This window comes from Aeribacillus composti, from assembly GCF_007827555.1.
GTDB classification, from domain to species: domain Bacteria; phylum Bacillota; class Bacilli; order Bacillales; family Aeribacillaceae; genus Aeribacillus; species Aeribacillus composti.
Genome location: NZ_VISS01000038.1, coordinates 21,643 through 37,567, shown reverse-complemented (window position 1 = coordinate 37,567; position 15,925 = coordinate 21,643). Strand labels below are relative to the sequence as shown.

13 protein-coding genes are annotated in these 15,925 nt (G+C 37.5%); 9 read left to right on the top strand and 4 right to left on the bottom strand.

The window, feature by feature from the left end; translation table 11 throughout:
* Positions 1-87: 87 nt before the first annotated feature.
* On the bottom strand, positions 88-588 hold the full coding sequence (locus tag FB379_RS16410; protein ID WP_144598420.1) for an APC family permease: 501 nt from the start codon (positions 586-588) through the stop codon (positions 88-90).
* 1,483 nt (positions 589-2,071) lie between these two features.
* Between FB379_RS16410 and FB379_RS16405 the strand changes: the two genes are divergently transcribed.
* Positions 2,072-3,775, top strand: a complete 1,704-nt coding sequence (locus FB379_RS16405) for a methyl-accepting chemotaxis protein (protein ID WP_144598419.1) — start codon at positions 2,072-2,074, stop codon at positions 3,773-3,775.
* Between the two features lie 115 nt (positions 3,776-3,890).
* On the opposite strand, the gene FB379_RS16400 is transcribed toward FB379_RS16405, so the two are convergent.
* Positions 3,891-4,220 carry a CHY zinc finger protein gene (locus tag FB379_RS16400; RefSeq protein WP_066250083.1) on the bottom strand — a complete coding sequence of 110 codons (330 nt, stop codon included), beginning with the start codon at positions 4,218-4,220 and terminating at the stop codon, positions 3,891-3,893.
* Positions 4,221-4,876: 656 nt separating this feature from the next.
* Between FB379_RS16400 and FB379_RS16395 the strand changes: the two genes are divergently transcribed.
* The 3 genes from FB379_RS16395 to FB379_RS16385 are packed head-to-tail and all read left to right on the top strand — an operon-like array spanning position 4,877 to position 7,234.
* Positions 4,877-5,443 carry a tyrosine-type recombinase/integrase gene (locus FB379_RS16395; protein WP_130157422.1) on the top strand — a complete coding sequence of 189 codons (567 nt, stop codon included), beginning with the start codon at positions 4,877-4,879 and terminating at the stop codon, positions 5,441-5,443.
* Between the two features lie 54 nt (positions 5,444-5,497).
* Positions 5,498-5,998, top strand: coding sequence for a cation:proton antiporter regulatory subunit (locus tag FB379_RS16390; RefSeq protein WP_066250077.1), 501 nt, complete (start codon positions 5,498-5,500; stop codon positions 5,996-5,998).
* Between the two features lie 9 nt (positions 5,999-6,007).
* Entirely contained in the window at positions 6,008-7,234 is a 1,227-nt protein-coding gene (locus FB379_RS16385; protein WP_144598418.1) for a cation:proton antiporter, read from the top strand.
* A gap of 347 nt (positions 7,235-7,581) precedes the next feature.
* Here FB379_RS16385 and FB379_RS16380 read toward each other — a convergent pair whose 3' ends face one another.
* Positions 7,582-8,760, bottom strand: a complete 1,179-nt coding sequence (locus tag FB379_RS16380; RefSeq protein WP_144598417.1) for a M20 metallopeptidase family protein — start codon at positions 8,758-8,760, stop codon at positions 7,582-7,584.
* Positions 8,761-9,843: 1,083 nt separating this feature from the next.
* Here FB379_RS16380 and FB379_RS16375 point away from each other — a divergent pair.
* Entirely contained in the window at positions 9,844-11,019 is a 1,176-nt protein-coding gene (locus FB379_RS16375; RefSeq protein ID WP_063386832.1) for an acetyl-CoA C-acetyltransferase, read from the top strand.
* A gap of 324 nt (positions 11,020-11,343) precedes the next feature.
* Here FB379_RS16375 and FB379_RS16370 read toward each other — a convergent pair whose 3' ends face one another.
* Entirely contained in the window at positions 11,344-12,771 is a 1,428-nt protein-coding gene (locus tag FB379_RS16370; RefSeq protein ID WP_144598421.1) for a DHA2 family efflux MFS transporter permease subunit, read from the bottom strand.
* A 176-nt stretch (positions 12,772-12,947) separates the two neighbouring features.
* On the opposite strand from FB379_RS16370, the gene FB379_RS16365 reads away from it, so the two are divergent.
* The 4 genes from FB379_RS16365 (at position 12,948) to FB379_RS16350 (ending at position 15,730) form a co-directional block, all read left to right on the top strand.
* Positions 12,948-13,790: a TetR/AcrR family transcriptional regulator gene (locus tag FB379_RS16365; RefSeq protein WP_144598416.1), complete on the top strand. Its 843-nt coding sequence runs from the start codon at positions 12,948-12,950 to the stop codon at positions 13,788-13,790.
* Positions 13,791-13,856: 66 nt separating this feature from the next.
* A complete protein-coding gene (locus FB379_RS16360; RefSeq protein ID WP_063386830.1) occupies positions 13,857-14,627 on the top strand; it encodes a threonine/serine exporter family protein in 771 nt (256 codons plus the stop codon).
* A 17-nt stretch (positions 14,628-14,644) separates the two neighbouring features.
* A complete protein-coding gene (locus FB379_RS16355; RefSeq protein WP_063386829.1) occupies positions 14,645-15,070 on the top strand; it encodes a threonine/serine exporter family protein in 426 nt (141 codons plus the stop codon).
* Between the two features lie 273 nt (positions 15,071-15,343).
* Positions 15,344-15,730 carry a gamma-glutamylcyclotransferase family protein gene (locus tag FB379_RS16350; protein WP_144598415.1) on the top strand — a complete coding sequence of 129 codons (387 nt, stop codon included), beginning with the start codon at positions 15,344-15,346 and terminating at the stop codon, positions 15,728-15,730.
* Positions 15,731-15,925: the final 195 nt, after the last annotated feature.

Here is a 15,925-nt window from a genome sequence, read left to right as displayed (position 1 = left end):
TAGCACACTCTTTCAGAAAAGGGGAGAAGAACATCCCGAAGGAATTTGCAAAAAAGAAGGCTTTTTATGCGGAGATAAAATGATAATTTACACTAGAAAAATAAATACTACAATAAGTAAGAATTGGCAGATAATAAGAAGCAAATTAACCTTTGTTGCCACTTTTACACCAATGATATTGACGATTGTAATTAGAAGGACAAAAAGAATCAGCCAGACGGAAAAAGGGACTTCAGGGAAATAGGCATTTAAATAAATACCTAACAATAAGCCGTTAATCATTGGCAGAAATAAATAGTCAAGTAAAATAACCCATCCAACAATAAATCCCAAATGGGAATTAATTCCCTTTTGAGTATAGGTATAGGATGAGCCGGAAACAGGAAAGGCTTTCACCATTTGCCCATAGCTATAAGCAGTAAATAACATTCCTATTAAGGCGACAATGTAAGCTGCAGGTACCATCCCATTTGTAATTTGTGCAACTACCCCATAAGTAGAAAAAACTGTGGTTGGTGCCATGTAAGCTAAACCAAATAACACTAAGGGAAACACAGTCAATGATCGCCTTAAATTGACATTCTCCATTATCGCTCCACCTTTCATATATTCTTAACCTATATATTGCAAGAATTATGCCGAGTAATATTTGGATAATTTATTAGATATAAAAAATTTAAAAAAATAAATTTATTTATCCTTGCATAATTGATGCAAAATTGAATAATTTTTTATTTTTTTTGCAAGAGTGTGTAAGAAAGGTGGAAAAATTTCGGTTGTGTGAAGGGAGTTTATGTTTGAATAGTATTCGTTCTAATACTTAAACAATTTGTTTTATTTGGTATACTTGATGCTGTTGTTTTAAAAAAGAAAAAAATGATCAAACGATAACGATGATGTGGATGATTATTTAGATGTAAAGGATACATTCATTTTATATTTTGTTGATCAAATTTTTTAACGAGTACTTGAATTGGTGAAAGGATTGTTGGCTTCAAAATATTTTTCTGGCTTAGTTCACTTGCTCTTTGTATTCAGAAATCTTTAGTTTCCATTCCTTGCAGGGCTGTTTTCGTCGCAAAAAACCTCCTTAAAATTAGATTAGATTAGATTTGAGAAGACTCTCATGGCTTCTATTCTATAAATAAATAGAAATATTTAACATTTACGAACTGGGTGGGATATAAATTGATCAAGAGTGATTTGTTCATCTACTTCTGATCAGTTTTATCTGAACTAAGTGGGATATAAAGTTTTTTCCGCTAGAACCGAAATAAAAAGTAGATTTGTTTTATCACTAAGTTGGATATAAATAAGGGGAACTTGAACGTATTCGGACAGGCTGGAAATGGTTGTATCAAAACTAAGTGGGATATCAAACCGCTAAGGCTAATTTAAGCGTTAATCATTTCATAAGCAGGCAACACGAATATAACGGAAAAGCTGGAGAAGAACAGTGCCTGCTTTCTTAATTTTTGTTTTATACTAGCTTGTCTCAATGATGGTTTCCGTCTTCAAAGGAAGGGTCAGTGCTTACTCTTTCTCATAAATCATTTGTACAAATGTGTGATTCTTTTTAATGAAAATATTTTTGTAAAGGTTTAAAATGAAACATATACTAGTGCTTTTGTCATAATGCAAGAGAAATTAGCATTGCATGAATCAGAGGCTGGTTTAGGGGGAGTTTCCAATGGCTTGAAAAAGCGGTGAGACGATAATGAATATAAGCTTCTAAAGGAAAAATATTTTATCTATTTGGTTAGCATTCGGCTTGCTTCTTATTCGTGATGCCATTCGGAAAGATTTTATATTGCATTTTTCCCGAAATGGTTGTTTTTATATTTTAGTCGGTGCTAAAAATAGAAAGATTTTTGGTTATGCGGCAGCTTAAGTGCTTTCTGGCTTACCTGCTTTCTTTTTAGTATTTTCCGGCTCTTTTGCAACAGCTATATTCAAATAGCTTCCTGCTTTGCCGCTTTCATTTTAGTGATTCCATACGTTCTTTGCCGATGTGTAACCTCCAACTAGAAAAAGAAAAAAAGTTACATAAGAAGGTACGAGGGGGATTATTATGATACGGATGTATAAAAATTTAAATATTGGCTGGAAATATTCAATTGGTTTGATCGTAACAGTGGGATTATTTATTATAGCGTCTATTATTATAGGAAACCAATTTTTTCAAATAAAAAACAACATTGAACAAATTGACCGTAGAGGAGAAAAGGCTGTACATATAACAGAAATGGCTTCGCTTTTCAGAGCTGCTGACATACGAGTGGCCGATTATATAAATACAATGGATGAAAAAAACTTGCAAGAGTTTAATGATCGTATGCAGGAGTATGAAGACAAAAAGAAGGGAATAGAGTCTCAACTGGAGACTAAAAATCAACGGGATTTATTAGCAAATATTGAAACAAACAAGGAAATGATTAATGATCTGTTTTTAAACCAGCTAGTTCCGGCTTTGAAGGGTGGAAACAAGGAAGAAATCGGCAAGTTAAGAGAACAAATCGCTGAATTGCGTACAGAAACAGTTGCTCAGCTAGATCAATTGACAAAGGCCGTAGAGGAAGAACGCATTGTAGCTGTCAATCAAACATTAAATGTTATGCAGCACAGCCTACTCATATTGGTTTTATCTGTCCTTTTATCAATCGTTCTCGGGGTAACAGTGGTTTTTCTTATTACGCGGACTATAAGGAAAAATTTACTTGTAGCAGTAAAAATGGCGAATCAAATCGCAGACGGGAACCTGCAAGGTCATGCAGTCATTTATGACGGTAAAGACGAAATCGGCCAATTAATCAATGCTATGAATAAAATGAAAGGAAACTTGCATCAGATTATTGGACATATGACAAATGTTTCAGGCAATTTAAGCAAACAAAGCAGAACGCTGTCACAATATTCCGAAGAGGTTCAGCAAGGCAGCCAACAGATTGCTTCTACCATGCAGGAATTATCAAGCGGTGCTGAAGAACAAGCGAACTCTGCATCAGAGCTATTAGAACAGATGAATGAATTTGAATCGATCGTAACAAATGTGTTAAAAAATCAACAAGAAGTGCAGACATTTTCAGACTCCATGCTTACTCTGACGGAGGATGGCAGTCAGGCAATGATAAAATCAATCGAAAAAATGGAATCAATTGATGCGAAAATTCAAGGTTCACTCGCAATGGTAAAAGGGTTAGATACAAAAACAAACGATATTGCCAATTTAATTAACGTCATCCAAGAAATTGCCGATCAAACCAACCTTTTAGCGTTGAATGCTGCGATTGAGGCTGCGAGAGCAGGAGAACATGGAAAGGGTTTTGCAGTTGTCGCTGATGAAGTGCGCAAGCTTGCAGAACAGGTAGCTTCCTCTGTTTCGGAAATTACTTCTATCATTCAAGGCATTCAAACTGAATCTAAAAATGTTGTTATTTCATTGGAGGATGGCTATAGAAACGTAGCAGAAGGTACGGAAACTATTTCCAAAACAGGTGATATCTTTAATGAACTAAAAGAGACCATTAAAAAAGTCTCGCATAAAATTCGCGGTATGTCAGAATCGATTAACAGTGTTCTTGACAATACGAAAAAAATGGGAGAATCCATTGAAAGTATTGCATCTGTATCAGAAGAATCTGCAGCTGGAATAGAAGAGGTGACAGCTACTGCTGAACAGTCTAATTCTTCTATGAAGGAAGTAGCAAATTCAGCAAAACATTTGGATAAAGAAGCAATGGATTTTGATCGATTAATACAGCAGTTTAAAATTTAGTTAGTTTTTGAGATTGTATGTAACACACGTCTATTTTAAAAAATGAGGGCCATTTCAAACTTTGATAAATGTAAGTTTGAAATGGCTTTTTGTAATGCGTTTTGAAATGAATTTTTTAAGTTTCAAAATAATAATGACGGTGAAGTCCACAGCCTGGATTAAACTGCGCATTGCAGTTCGGGCATTGATATGCACTGTGCAAATACTCATTAATAGTCAATTCTTTCCCGCAATGGCCGCATAAAATCGCCTTCTCATCAAACAAGGCTTTGGGCCAAACTTGTGGATTTCCGCATCCCTCTTCCTCATGGCATTTATGACATGGATAATAAGTCTGGCAGCAATAAAATTTGATTGCAATAATATCCACATCTTTATGGTAATGCTTGCAACGAGATTGTCTGTCGACGACTTTACCTTTCACTTCTATTCCATTTATGTGCATTGGATTTTCACCCCAGTTCAAAACGTCTTTATCATGTGCCACAAACAGAACGAAAAATAGTCATTTTTTTATATAAAAGTATAGCATAACTGTTTCTTTCAATTGTGCTTGGTTGTGATGACTTTGGGGGCTGTCTTAGAAAGTCAAATCGCCATTGAAAACAAAAAATCATAAACACCGATATATCAACGCTTCTAAAACATTAATGGGGGCGTCAATAAGCCGATTTTCTAAAAATAGATCAGTCTTTTCTTGATGATTTTGTGATATTGAGCAAAAACGATTATTTTAATGGCGCACAATATGGGCTTAGGGCATGCCGCAAAAGGACAAAGGTGCAGTTCGAAATTTGGGAAGCGATGAGGTTCAAGCGAAATTCATAAAAGTGCAAGATTTAAAGCAGGTACCTAAATTGTTTCCTATGAAATGGAATAAAGAAAATACTGTATGCAAAATTGTTTAAAGAAGGCTTGAAACGGGCAGGATTACATATTAAAATTCCTCTTTATTAGGAATAACAGGACCGCTAAACATAAAAACAACAGTTTGTTTACCTTATCCCTTATTTTCGTCTTAAAATACAAAGCTTTGTTTGCGTGTTACATAATAATAGTATATAATAGTATTAAGTAACGTGGATTAAGGGGAATAACTATATGGAATATGTTGAAGCTCTAAGAGATATAAAACAAATCAATGCCATGAAAAGATATTTAAAAAAGCATTCAGAGCGAGATTATGTACTCTTTGTGTTTGGCATCAATACCGGTTTAAAGATCACAGAAATATTGGAAATAAAAGTAGGAGATGTTTTGGGGGATGACGGCTACATAAAGGATTTTTATCTGCTTCCACATAAAGAATCTAAAACGACTAAGGAAGTGTATCTCAACCAAAAAGTAAAAAGGGCGATTCTCCACTATATCCAATCGAGACAATTGAACCGCGAAGATTATTTATTCCAGTCCGCGAAAACGAAAAAGCCCATCACGCGTCAACAGGCTTACCGCATTATCCATCGTGCCGCAGAAGCGGTCGGCATACAAGGGAAAATTGGAACGAACTCTATGCGTAAAACCTTTGGATTTCATGCCTATAAACGAGGAGTCGCCATTTCTTTGCTTCAGAAATATTTTCACCATTCGTCTCCTTCTGAAACACTCAAATATCTAGGAATTTCGAAAGATGAAAAAATTAGAACGGAAATTGATGTAAACCTTTAATATTCAACAACCTTAATCCATTCATTTAAAACATTTATAAGGAGGAATTTTTACATGAATATTAGAGAAAGTGAACTTCCGGGAATTGGATATAAGTTTGAAATTATTACAAAAAACCAAGATAAGCTTGTTATTGTCATCCATGATGATGGACGGAGAGAAATTTATCATTTTGATTCAGATGATCATGATGAGGTTTTAAGTACTGCCACATTTGATGACTCAGAAGCAAGACAAATTGCTGGAATTTTAGGCGGAATGGCATATAAACCTAAAGCATTAGAAACCGTTGACTTTGCGTTTGATGATTTAATTATTGAATGGTATCAAGTAGAACCTGGTGCACCAGTTGTGAATAAAACGATCGGTGAGATTGATATAAGAAACAATTATGGAGTTACGGTCATTGCTATTAAGAAAAAAAAGACAAAGAAGACACACAACCCAGGTCCGGATACGGTGATTGAGGCAGGCGATACATTAGTAATTTCAGGAGAACGAAACCAACTAAAACAACTAGTTAACAACTTATTATCGAACAAAGGAAAGGAGTGAGGTTTATAGATGGATCATTTAGTCTTTGAAGTTGGTACAGCACTTGTCCTTGTTGCAATTGCAGCTATTATCGCAAATAAGCTTAAATTTTCCATTATCCCTTTCCTGATTGTCCTAGGTATGCTTGTTGGCCCGCATGCCCCAACGATTGGGATTATCGACTTAACCTTTATTGAAAGCAAAGAAATTATCCAATTTTTAGGACGCATTGGTGTTCTGTTTTTGCTTTTTTATTTAGGTTTGGAATTTTCTGTTGGAAAATTGATGAAATCAGGCCGAAATATTGTGGTAGGCGGGAGTCTTTATGTAGCAATCAATTTTGTTTTAGGCCTTTTATATGGATTTATCGTCGGGATGCCATGGATGGAGACTCTTATTATTGCTGGGCTTGTCAGCGTGTCTTCCAGTGCAATCGTCGCCAAAGTCCTTGTTGATTTAAAAAGAACAGCAAATCCAGAAACAGAGTTAATCCTTGGGATCATCTTATTTGACGACATTTTCCTTGCTTTATTTTTAACCACAATGTCAGGTGTCTTGCTTGCCGGCTCTACTTCTGTCCTCGGTATCATTACCTCTGTTCTTATTTCGGTTGGCTATATGCTGCTGTTTTTTTTCATTGCACGAAAAGGTTCGCCTTTATTAAATAAATGGTTGAATATTAAATCTGACGAAATTTTCATTATTGTTATATTTGCTACATTGTTTTTTGTTGCTGGGTTTTCAGAAACCCTTCATGTTGCAGAAGCGATTGGCGCATTGCTGTTAGGTCTAGTTTTTTCAGAAACTGACTATCGAGACCGCATTGAACATATGGTAGTTCCGTTTAGAGATTTCTTTGGCGCAATCTTCTTTTTCAGCTTTGGATTGAGTATTGATCCATCAACATTAGCTGGTGCGATCTGGTTAGCTTTAGGCGCTGCCGCACTCACGATTGCTGGGAACTTTGTAGCTGGTATGATTTCGGGGAGGAAAGCGGGGCTATCCCATAAAGCTTCTACCAATATTGGTTTAACCATTATGGCTCGTGGAGAATTTTCGATCATTGTTGCAAATTTAGGGATTACAGCAGGATTAAATCCCATTTTAACTCCTTTTACTGCCCTTTATGTTCTCATTTTAGCGATCGTAGGACCGCTACTTGCGAAAGAAAGCAAAAATATTTACAAGTTTTTAAATAAGATTTTCAAATGGAGTAACACACCGGAAAAGAAAAAAATAAAAGTCCCAGGCGAGTAGCTCGCCAATGGGAAATTTTAAGCTCAATGAACATTATTATACACCAAAAACAGCTCTCAAGAAATATAGAAATAAAACGCGAAAAATGTACGTAAGCTGTTTTCAAAAATTTATTGAAAATGCAGGTTTTCTACTTAAAACAGAAAACCTGCATTTCCTTGTAAACTATTACTTTGCGTACAAAATTTCGCATTTTTTGTTTGCGTTTCTTTAACGTATGGATCGAAGCGGCTGAACAGAATGTGCATTTGCTTGTTGACAGTTTCGCTACATAAAATCATCATTGTTGTTGTTGTTTCAATGTACATTTCGAATTTGTTGCACCACTTTTAATTGACATCATTTTTTTATTGTAAAAGATAATGATTGACAATACTTAAAAATATTTTCCCTGAGACGAGAAGCGCACGCTCGTCAAAGTCAAAGCGGGGATGGTGATGAGGATAATGAGTTTTTGGATCGTCTCCTCTTGCACCGACATGAAAATAAACACCTGGTTTATGATTTAAGTAGTATGCAAAATCTTCTGCTCCCATTGACGGCTGATAATTATAAAAACAGTCAGATGCATACGTCTCGCTAATAATGGCTCGCAATTGTTCGGTTTCATTTCTAGGATTGATAACTGGAGGATAGCCGTTTAAATAATCAATTTCGTAGCTTGCGTGCGAAGCTTGGCATAGCCCTTGAACAATCGCTCTGATCTCTTCCTCAATTTGCTTCCTAACGTTTGGATTAAATGTTCTTACTGTCCCTTCTATTCTAGCGTTTTCTGCAATGACATTGAAAGCTGTTCCTGCTTGAAACACACCAACTGTCACAACAGCTGAATCTATCGGATTCACGCGTCTGCTGACAATTTGCTGCAAGTAGTTCACAATTTGGCTGCCGATGACAAGAGCATCTACTGTTTCATGCGGACGGGCCCCGTGGCCTCCTTTTCCTTTTATTTGAATCGTAAATGCATCGACAGCAGCCATAACGGGTCCTTCTCGTAAGCCTATTTTGCCGTACGGAATATCAGTGGAAACATGTGCGCCAAATACAAGGTCAACATCGTCCAGGCATCCATCTTCAATCATAAACTTGGCGCCGCCGGGCGGTTTTTCCTCCGCGTGCTGAAAGATGAATACGATGTTGCCTTTTAAACGGCTGCGGTCGATTTCACTTAATACTTTTGCAACCCCGAGGAGAGCTGCTGTATGCCCGTCGTGGCCGCATGCATGCATAACTCCTTTTACGGACGATCTGTAAGGAGAGTCGTTCTCTTCATGGATCGGAAGCGCATCAAAATCAGCGCGGAAGGCAATGGTTCTTCCTTCTTTTCCGCCCTTGATCATTCCGACAACTCCATTTCCACCGATTCCGGTCTTTACCTCAATCCCAAAGGAGGAAAGCTTCTCTGCAATAAATTTCGGTGTATTTTCCTCTTGAAAAGAAAGCTCAGGATGACGATGCAAATATCTTCTCCACGAAACCAATTGTTCGAAATTTTCCATTAAAGAACGATGAAGCTCCTTAATCATTTTCGCACCTTCTTTCAAAAATAATGATCCTTTTTTTCGATTAAAAGCTGTTAAATCATCATCAGAAATATGAAGTATCTAGTAGTCTAGCTGGGAAGAGAAGTAAGCTGAGTTTTAAGATCAAAATAAACTCTTTAGCAGCGTTAGATAAAAACTCGTCTTTACTTCTAAGCCAACTAAAAAAGGCTTCATCACGTATTATTTTCTTTAATATTTCGCCTTCTTTAGAAGTACGAAAACTGCTTTTTCAGGTATGGTTAAATATTTTAATCACCAATTCTTTATTAAACCTATACAATATATTGCAATTACTTAATATTCATTTTACCTCCCTTTTTTTGTCACACCAAGTAAAATTTTTCATTTATTTATATTTTACAGAACCATTTAAGAATGCATTCGCTGCCTCTATATAGAACTCTAGTAGAAACAAAAGAGGTTAACTCATGAAAAGTTCGCTATTTCTCAAAACGAAAGAACCAAGCTGGAAAAGAGATATAAAGAAAGCGCCATAAAAATAATCAAACAACCAGAAAATAAAAATGACCTGTCCTTTTCCTAAAGCGAGAAATGTAATATTCGATGATTGGTTTTTAAAAACAACACGTCCGGATTAGTACCATAAGATAAGCTGCCATCTTCTTTTCCGGGTTTCTACCATTTTTAAATTGTACATTCCAGAGTGGTTTAATAATTAATTCTTTTTTTCTAGAATATAATGTATCTCTAATTCTTCAAGATCCAATACTAAACCATCATACTTTCATCAAATGATCGAAAATATTCACCCCAACTTATTTTGACATCATTCCATTTTTTACCTTATTAACAATCCAGCGGTTGTTTTTGAAAAACCGTTTTTACCTGACGTTTAGTTCATCTATACGCAAATTTGCTGAATTCTCCTTTGATTTTTAAGTATTTTTAACATTGTTATTTAATTTTCGTAATTTTATAATGAGCGTGTAAATAATTTTCATTATTCTGATAAATTAAAACGTTTTTGTGCACTAACGCATCAGAAATATTTGATACATGCAAAGGAACTGTTGGAATACCGAAATGTTTAGAGGAGTGAATAAAATGAAAGATATCGTTTTGCTGGAAGGAGCAAGAACGGCATTTGCTGAAATATCTGGATCATTTCGAAACACTACTGCGACTGATTTAGGTGCATTTGCGGCTAAAGAAGCTATTCGAAAATCTAATATTTCGCCTGATGAAATTGATCATGTTGTGTTTGGAAACGTTCAGCAATCAAGCAGAGATGCACACATTTTAGCAAGACATGTTGGATTAAAAGCCGGCACCCCGATTGAAGTTCCTGCCGTAACGATTAATCGTTTATGCGGGACGGGGATTGAAGCAATCCTAACAGGCGCCCGCTACATTTTAACGGGAGAAGCAAATGTTGTGCTGGCTGGCGGCACGGAAAATATGAGTCAAGTACCGCATGTCATTCGCGGTATGAGATGGGGAAGTCCTCTAGGTTCGCCTGTTGTAGAAGACTGGTTATGGGATGGACTATATGATACGTATGGCGGCTGCACAATGGCTGAAACAGCTGAAAATTTAGCTGTCAAATATAATTTAACGAGGGAAGAAATTGACCGTCATGCTTTATCTAGCCATGAGCGTGCGATTGCAGCGAGAGAAAAAGGGTATTTTAAAGAAGAAATTGTACCGGTTACTGTGAAAGGGAAAAAAGGAGACATCATTATTGATCAAGATGAACATATCCGCCATACGAGCATGGAGCAGCTTAGTAAATTAAAGCCTAGATTTATTGAAAATGGTGTTGTCACGCCGGGAAATGCAAGCGGTATGGTTGATGGAGCAGCAGCTGTTGTCATTGCATCAAGTGATTATGCAGAAGAAAAGGGGTTAAAACCGATTGCCCGCCTTGTTTCCTGGGATGTTGTAGGAGTAGAACCGAAGTATATGGGGATCGGTCCGGTTCCTGCTATTCAAAATGCATTAAAGAAAGCAAATTTAACGATTTCTGATTTGGACTTAATTGAAATCAATGAAGCTTTCTCTGCTCAATATTTAGCATGCCAAAAAGAATTAGGCTTTGATCTTGAAATAGGTAATGTAAATGGGGGAGCCGTTGCGCTAGGACATCCTCTTGCTGCAAGCGGAACAAGAATCACGACAACTCTTATTTATGAATTAAAAAGGCGAAACAAAAAATATGGCGCTGTATCTGCATGTATTGGCGGAGGACAAGGAATCGCCGCTGTTTGGGAAGCGCTGTAAATCCGCAGAAAAAATTGAATGCTTCGGCTACACGAGAAAATAACGGGTTAAATATATTGTCGGATCAAGCCTTATTTGTTTCCATGCGGCAAGGCGATTTCAAAAGAAAAATGGGGTAACTGTATCGGATGTCAACTTCTGATGCAGAACATATTATTGAAGCAGTCTCTGCAGCTTTTTGATTATAAGAGGGTTGATGATAAGTAAATAGGTATGAAATGTTCAGCTGCTGTTGAAGCTGCCTTTTAATTCCGGCTGGAAAATCTAGATATTTTGAATGAAAAAGCCTCTAGACTGATGAACTTAGTCTAGAGGCTTTCTATTTTATGATGCGGATTGTTTTAAAAATGTTTCTCCTTCTGGTTTTGCCCGTTTGATAAAGAAAGTGAGAACGAGGGCGATCAGTGCAATTAACACTGATATTTTGAAAGAAAAGTTGATTCCATTTAGCATTGCTTCATTCATGATATCGGCCATTTTTGCTGGATCACCCGCTGCGGATTGCGCCAATCGCTCCGCTTCCGACTCTGCTTTGTTTTGCATGAGCGTGACCAGCAGCGCTGAACCAGCAGCTCCTGAAACTTGCTGCAACGTGTTGTTCATCGCTGTAGCGTGCGGGTTCATGGTTTGCGGCAGCTGATTGATTCCGTTTGCCATGACGGGCATCATCACCATCGACATTCCCAACATTCTTAATGAGTACATAAGCATTAAAAAGCTGTAGGATGTATCCATTGTTAAGTGGCTGAATTCATATGTTGTAAAAATGGTAATAGATAAGCCGATAATGGCGAGCGCTCTAGCACCAAATTTATCAAAAAGCCTTCCTGTTATCGGCGACATAATTCCCATGATGATTGCTCCCGGCAGCATTAAAAGTCCGGAATCAAAAGGTGAAATGCCGCGAATTGTTTGAATATATATTGGCATAAGCAGCATCGCTGAGAACATCGTCATCGAAAGGACGATCGAAATAGCGGATGATAAGGCGAACATCGGATATTTATAAATTCGAAATTGCAAAAGAGGCTCTTCCATTTTTAATTGCCGCACAATAAACAAGACTAAGCTGATCGTTCCGACAATAATGGTTCCATATACATAAACGGAATCCCAGCCTTTTTCCCCGGCGGAGCTAAACCCGTATAAAATGCCGCCAAACCCGATGCTTGATAAGATGAGCGATAAAATATCCAAAGATATTTGTTTTTGAGGCAAAATGTTTTTTAATTTAAAGATTGCAAGGATGAGTGTGAGAGCAGCGATCGGAATAACGATGTCAAACAATGTACGCCATGAATAATGCTCAACAATCCATCCGGATAGCGTTGGCCCTATCGCTGGCGCAGTGATCATTACGAGTCCAAAAAATCCCATTGCTGTGCCGCGCCGTTCAACAGGAAAAGCGACAAGCATGACATTCATTAATAAGGGAGCCATGATCGCTGAACCGGCCGCTTGAAACATTCTTGCAACCAATAACACGCCAAATGTCGGCGAAAGTGAAGCTAGCACTGTACCGGCTGTAAACAAGCTCATTGCTGTTAAATATAGTTGGCGATTCGTAAACTTTTGCAACAAGAATGCGCTGGCAGGAATTAAAATCCCATTAATCAGCATGTAGCCTGTTGACAGCCATTGCGCGGATGAAGGAGATATTTCAAAATCCTTCATAATGGATGGAAGTGCAACATTTAGAAACGTTTCGTTAACAAAAGACACAAAGGCACCAACAAATAAAATGGCAATCATCCCATAAGGCGGTTTGTTTAATGTTTCATGATTGGTCAAGCGAGAATCCTCCTTGTACTTATAGTATATTATTTTATACTGTTGTTATAAAAGATAATAATAATATATACTGATAGTATAAAAAAATCAACAATAACTTTTATTTTGAGTTCAATCATAAAGGATGTGCAGTCAAATTGAACGATCGAAAAAGACAAGTAATGGAAGCGGCGCATACTCTTTTTGTTGAAAAGGGATTTGTGAGAACATCAGTTCAAGATATTTTAGATAAAAGCGGGATATCGAAAGGGACATTTTATAATTATTTCTCATCGAAAAAAGAACTTTTAATTAGTATTTTTGAAAAGATTAAAATGGAAACAGATCAGCGGAGAATGGAAGTGTTGGCTGGCAGGCAAGCAAACGATAAAAACGCGTTTATCGAACAAATTCAAGTCAAGATGGAAATCAGTAAAGAAAATAAACTATTCGCTCTGTTTTATGGTGTGCTGATGTCAGAAGATGAAGAGCTTAAAGGATTGGTGCAGCAGTATCATTTTGATGAACTTTGCTGGGCACAGAAGAGGATTGCAGAAGTATTCGGGGAACAAATACGTCCGTATTCGGTTGATTTGGCCGTGTTGTTGTATGGAATGGTTCAAAACGCCATTCATTTCGCTGTCACTGCCGGAGCAGAAATAGAAATTAACAGCATAATCGCTTATTCGTTGAGAAGAATTGAAAAAATAGCGGAAAATGTTGTGAAAGCGAAGGATCAGCTATTTGATCCGGATATAGTAGAAAGGCTGGAGCCGGAAGAGGCTTTGAATCGGAAAAAGAAAAAGGAATCCCTTTTCAATCAAATTGATAAAATAAAAAAATCGGCAGATGAGGAGCAAAAGGAATTGCTATCCTTTCTAAAGGAAGAATTGCAATCTTCTGTTCCGCGGCGAGCGCTGATTTACGCGGTGATGTCCCAAATTGATCAGAAGAAAAAGCTTGAGCATTTGGTCGATGAGGTGCTAAGATTTAATACTTAAAGACCTATAAAAGGCTGAATCGTTTTGCCATTCACTTACCAAAAGACTTGGATATAATAATAGGAAATGAAGTTTATTGGAGAGATTAGCGTGCAATTAAATTCCAACAAGATTATTGAAGCCTGTTTGCTAGCTGGTAAAATTATGCTTGAAAATGGAGCGGAAACGTACCGCGTTGAGGATACGATGCAGAGGATGGCTACATCCCTTGGTGTAAAGCAGTCTCATTGTTTTGCTATGCCCACTGGAATTATATTTTCCATTGACGAAATGGAACAGACAAAACTTGTACGTGTGCTGGAACGGACAATAGATTTAAATAAAGTTGCGATGGTGAACAACATTTCTAGAAGGATGGCGCAGGGTGAAATATCTGTTGATGAAGCTTTGCTGGAACTGAAGCAAATAGACGAATCAAAACCTGAATATCCAGTTTGGCTGCAATTGACCTCCGTTTCCATCTTGAGCGGCTGGTTTTTAATCATGTTTCAAGGAAAGTGGGCAGATTTTGTTCCTGCCATGATTTCAGGCGGCTTAGGTTTTGCATTTTTAGTTTATGTTCATCGTTTTGCTAAAATTAAATTTTTTTCAGAGTTCCTAGCATCGTTTGTCATTGGATTTACAGCCATTTGGCAGGTGAAGCTGGGCATCGGGACAGATTTAGATAAAATTATTATCGGTTCTGTCATGCCGCTTGTACCGGGGCTGCATATCACGAATGCTGTCCGCGATTTGATGGCAGGACATTTAGTGGCTGGATTATCAAAGGGAGCTGAAGCGTTTTTAACAGCTTTTGCGATCGGGTCAGGAATTGCCATCGTTTTATCGATTTATTAATTGAAAGGATTGTTGTCATGCTGTCACAACTTGCAGCAAGCTTTATTGCAGCATTTGCATTTGGAATTATTTTTAATGTACCAAAAAAGACGTTATTTGCATGCGGAATTGCGGGAGCAGTTGGATGGCTTTCGTATTTATTCTTGATTCATTTTAAGATGGATTTAATAATCGCTGCATTTATTTCAGCGCTTCTTGTTGCCTTCATTAGTCACTTGTTTACGAAAATGTATAAAGCGCCGATCATCATTTTTTCTGTTCCAGGTATTATTCCGCTTGTCCCAGGAGGGATTGCGTATGATGCCATGCGCCATGTAGTCGAGCAAGACTATTTTACGGCGATTGAACTAGCAGCTAAAGCTTTTATCATATCAGGAGCTATCGCCATGGGACTAGTGTTTTCCGAAGTATTGAATCGGATGATTATGAAAATTATTCGGTAGTAGCTCTTTTCAATTAGTTTACCGGTGCATTTGCCGCTTAGGGAACAAATTTTTATACATGTCAGTTTTCATGGTCTTGCTTAGCTGGTTATGTTTTTTAAGGTGGGGGCGGTAGCTCTTTTCAATCGATTTGCCGCCTAGGAATAAATTTTTTTACATACTAGCTTTCATAGTCCCGCTGACCGGCTATGAATTTTTGAGGTGGGAAATCGCTCTTTTCAACTGACGTGTCGATGTTCACTGACCGGATTAAACTTTTTGAGGTGAGCTGCCATGGTTTATCAAATTTTTGTGTATGGAACGTTGTTAGTCGGCGAAGCAAATCATCATGTTGTAGAGCCCTATTTAATCTCTTGCAAAAAGGGGCATGTGAAAGGCCGACTGTATGATGTAGGAGATTATCCAGCGCTTGTTCTTGATGAAGGTGAAGACGAAGTTGCCGGTGAATGGCTCATTGTGACAGAAGAAGGATTAAGGCAAATGGATTTGCTGGAGGATTTTATAGAAGGCCGGCCGAATAATGAGTATGAGCGTGTTTGGGTCAAGGATAGCCGGCAAAATATAGAAGGTTTTGTTTACGTATATTCCTTGGAAAAAGCGCAGCATCTTCCTATCATATATTCCAATTCATGGCGAGAGCATCGGAGAAATCAAAAGTAAAAGGCTGATTCAACACATTGCTTTTCAGCGATGTTGAGTCAGCCTTCTTTGTATAGTTTTAGTATTGATTGTGAATGATGAATATGTTTTCTTGTTCATTACATTTGATTGACGGGATTGTGGCATTAGCCCACAACATACTGAAAGTAGCCGGCATCCGCCAGCTACTTTCAGATAAAAATCGAAAAAATATAA

Excerpts from the sequence above, each read along its gene's own strand:
- FB379_RS16410 (WP_144598420.1), bottom strand. The coding sequence starts at position 588 with ATGGAGAATGTCAATTTAAGGCGATCATTGACTGTGTTTCCCTTAGTG.
- FB379_RS16405 (WP_144598419.1), top strand. The coding sequence starts at position 2,072 with ATGATACGGATGTATAAAAATTTAAATATTGGCTGGAAATATTCAATT.
- FB379_RS16400 (WP_066250083.1), bottom strand. The coding sequence starts at position 4,220 with ATGCACATAAATGGAATAGAAGTGAAAGGTAAAGTCGTCGACAGACAA.
- FB379_RS16395 (WP_130157422.1), top strand. The coding sequence starts at position 4,877 with ATGGAATATGTTGAAGCTCTAAGAGATATAAAACAAATCAATGCCATG.
- FB379_RS16390 (WP_066250077.1), top strand. The coding sequence starts at position 5,498 with ATGAATATTAGAGAAAGTGAACTTCCGGGAATTGGATATAAGTTTGAA.
- FB379_RS16385 (WP_144598418.1), top strand. The coding sequence starts at position 6,008 with ATGGATCATTTAGTCTTTGAAGTTGGTACAGCACTTGTCCTTGTTGCA.
- FB379_RS16380 (WP_144598417.1), bottom strand. The coding sequence starts at position 8,760 with ATGATTAAGGAGCTTCATCGTTCTTTAATGGAAAATTTCGAACAATTG.
- FB379_RS16375 (WP_063386832.1), top strand. The coding sequence starts at position 9,844 with ATGAAAGATATCGTTTTGCTGGAAGGAGCAAGAACGGCATTTGCTGAA.
- FB379_RS16370 (WP_144598421.1), bottom strand. The coding sequence starts at position 12,771 with ATGATTGCCATTTTATTTGTTGGTGCCTTTGTGTCTTTTGTTAACGAA.
- FB379_RS16360 (WP_063386830.1), top strand. The coding sequence starts at position 13,857 with ATGAAGTTTATTGGAGAGATTAGCGTGCAATTAAATTCCAACAAGATT.
- FB379_RS16355 (WP_063386829.1), top strand. The coding sequence starts at position 14,645 with ATGCTGTCACAACTTGCAGCAAGCTTTATTGCAGCATTTGCATTTGGA.
- FB379_RS16350 (WP_144598415.1), top strand. The coding sequence starts at position 15,344 with ATGGTTTATCAAATTTTTGTGTATGGAACGTTGTTAGTCGGCGAAGCA.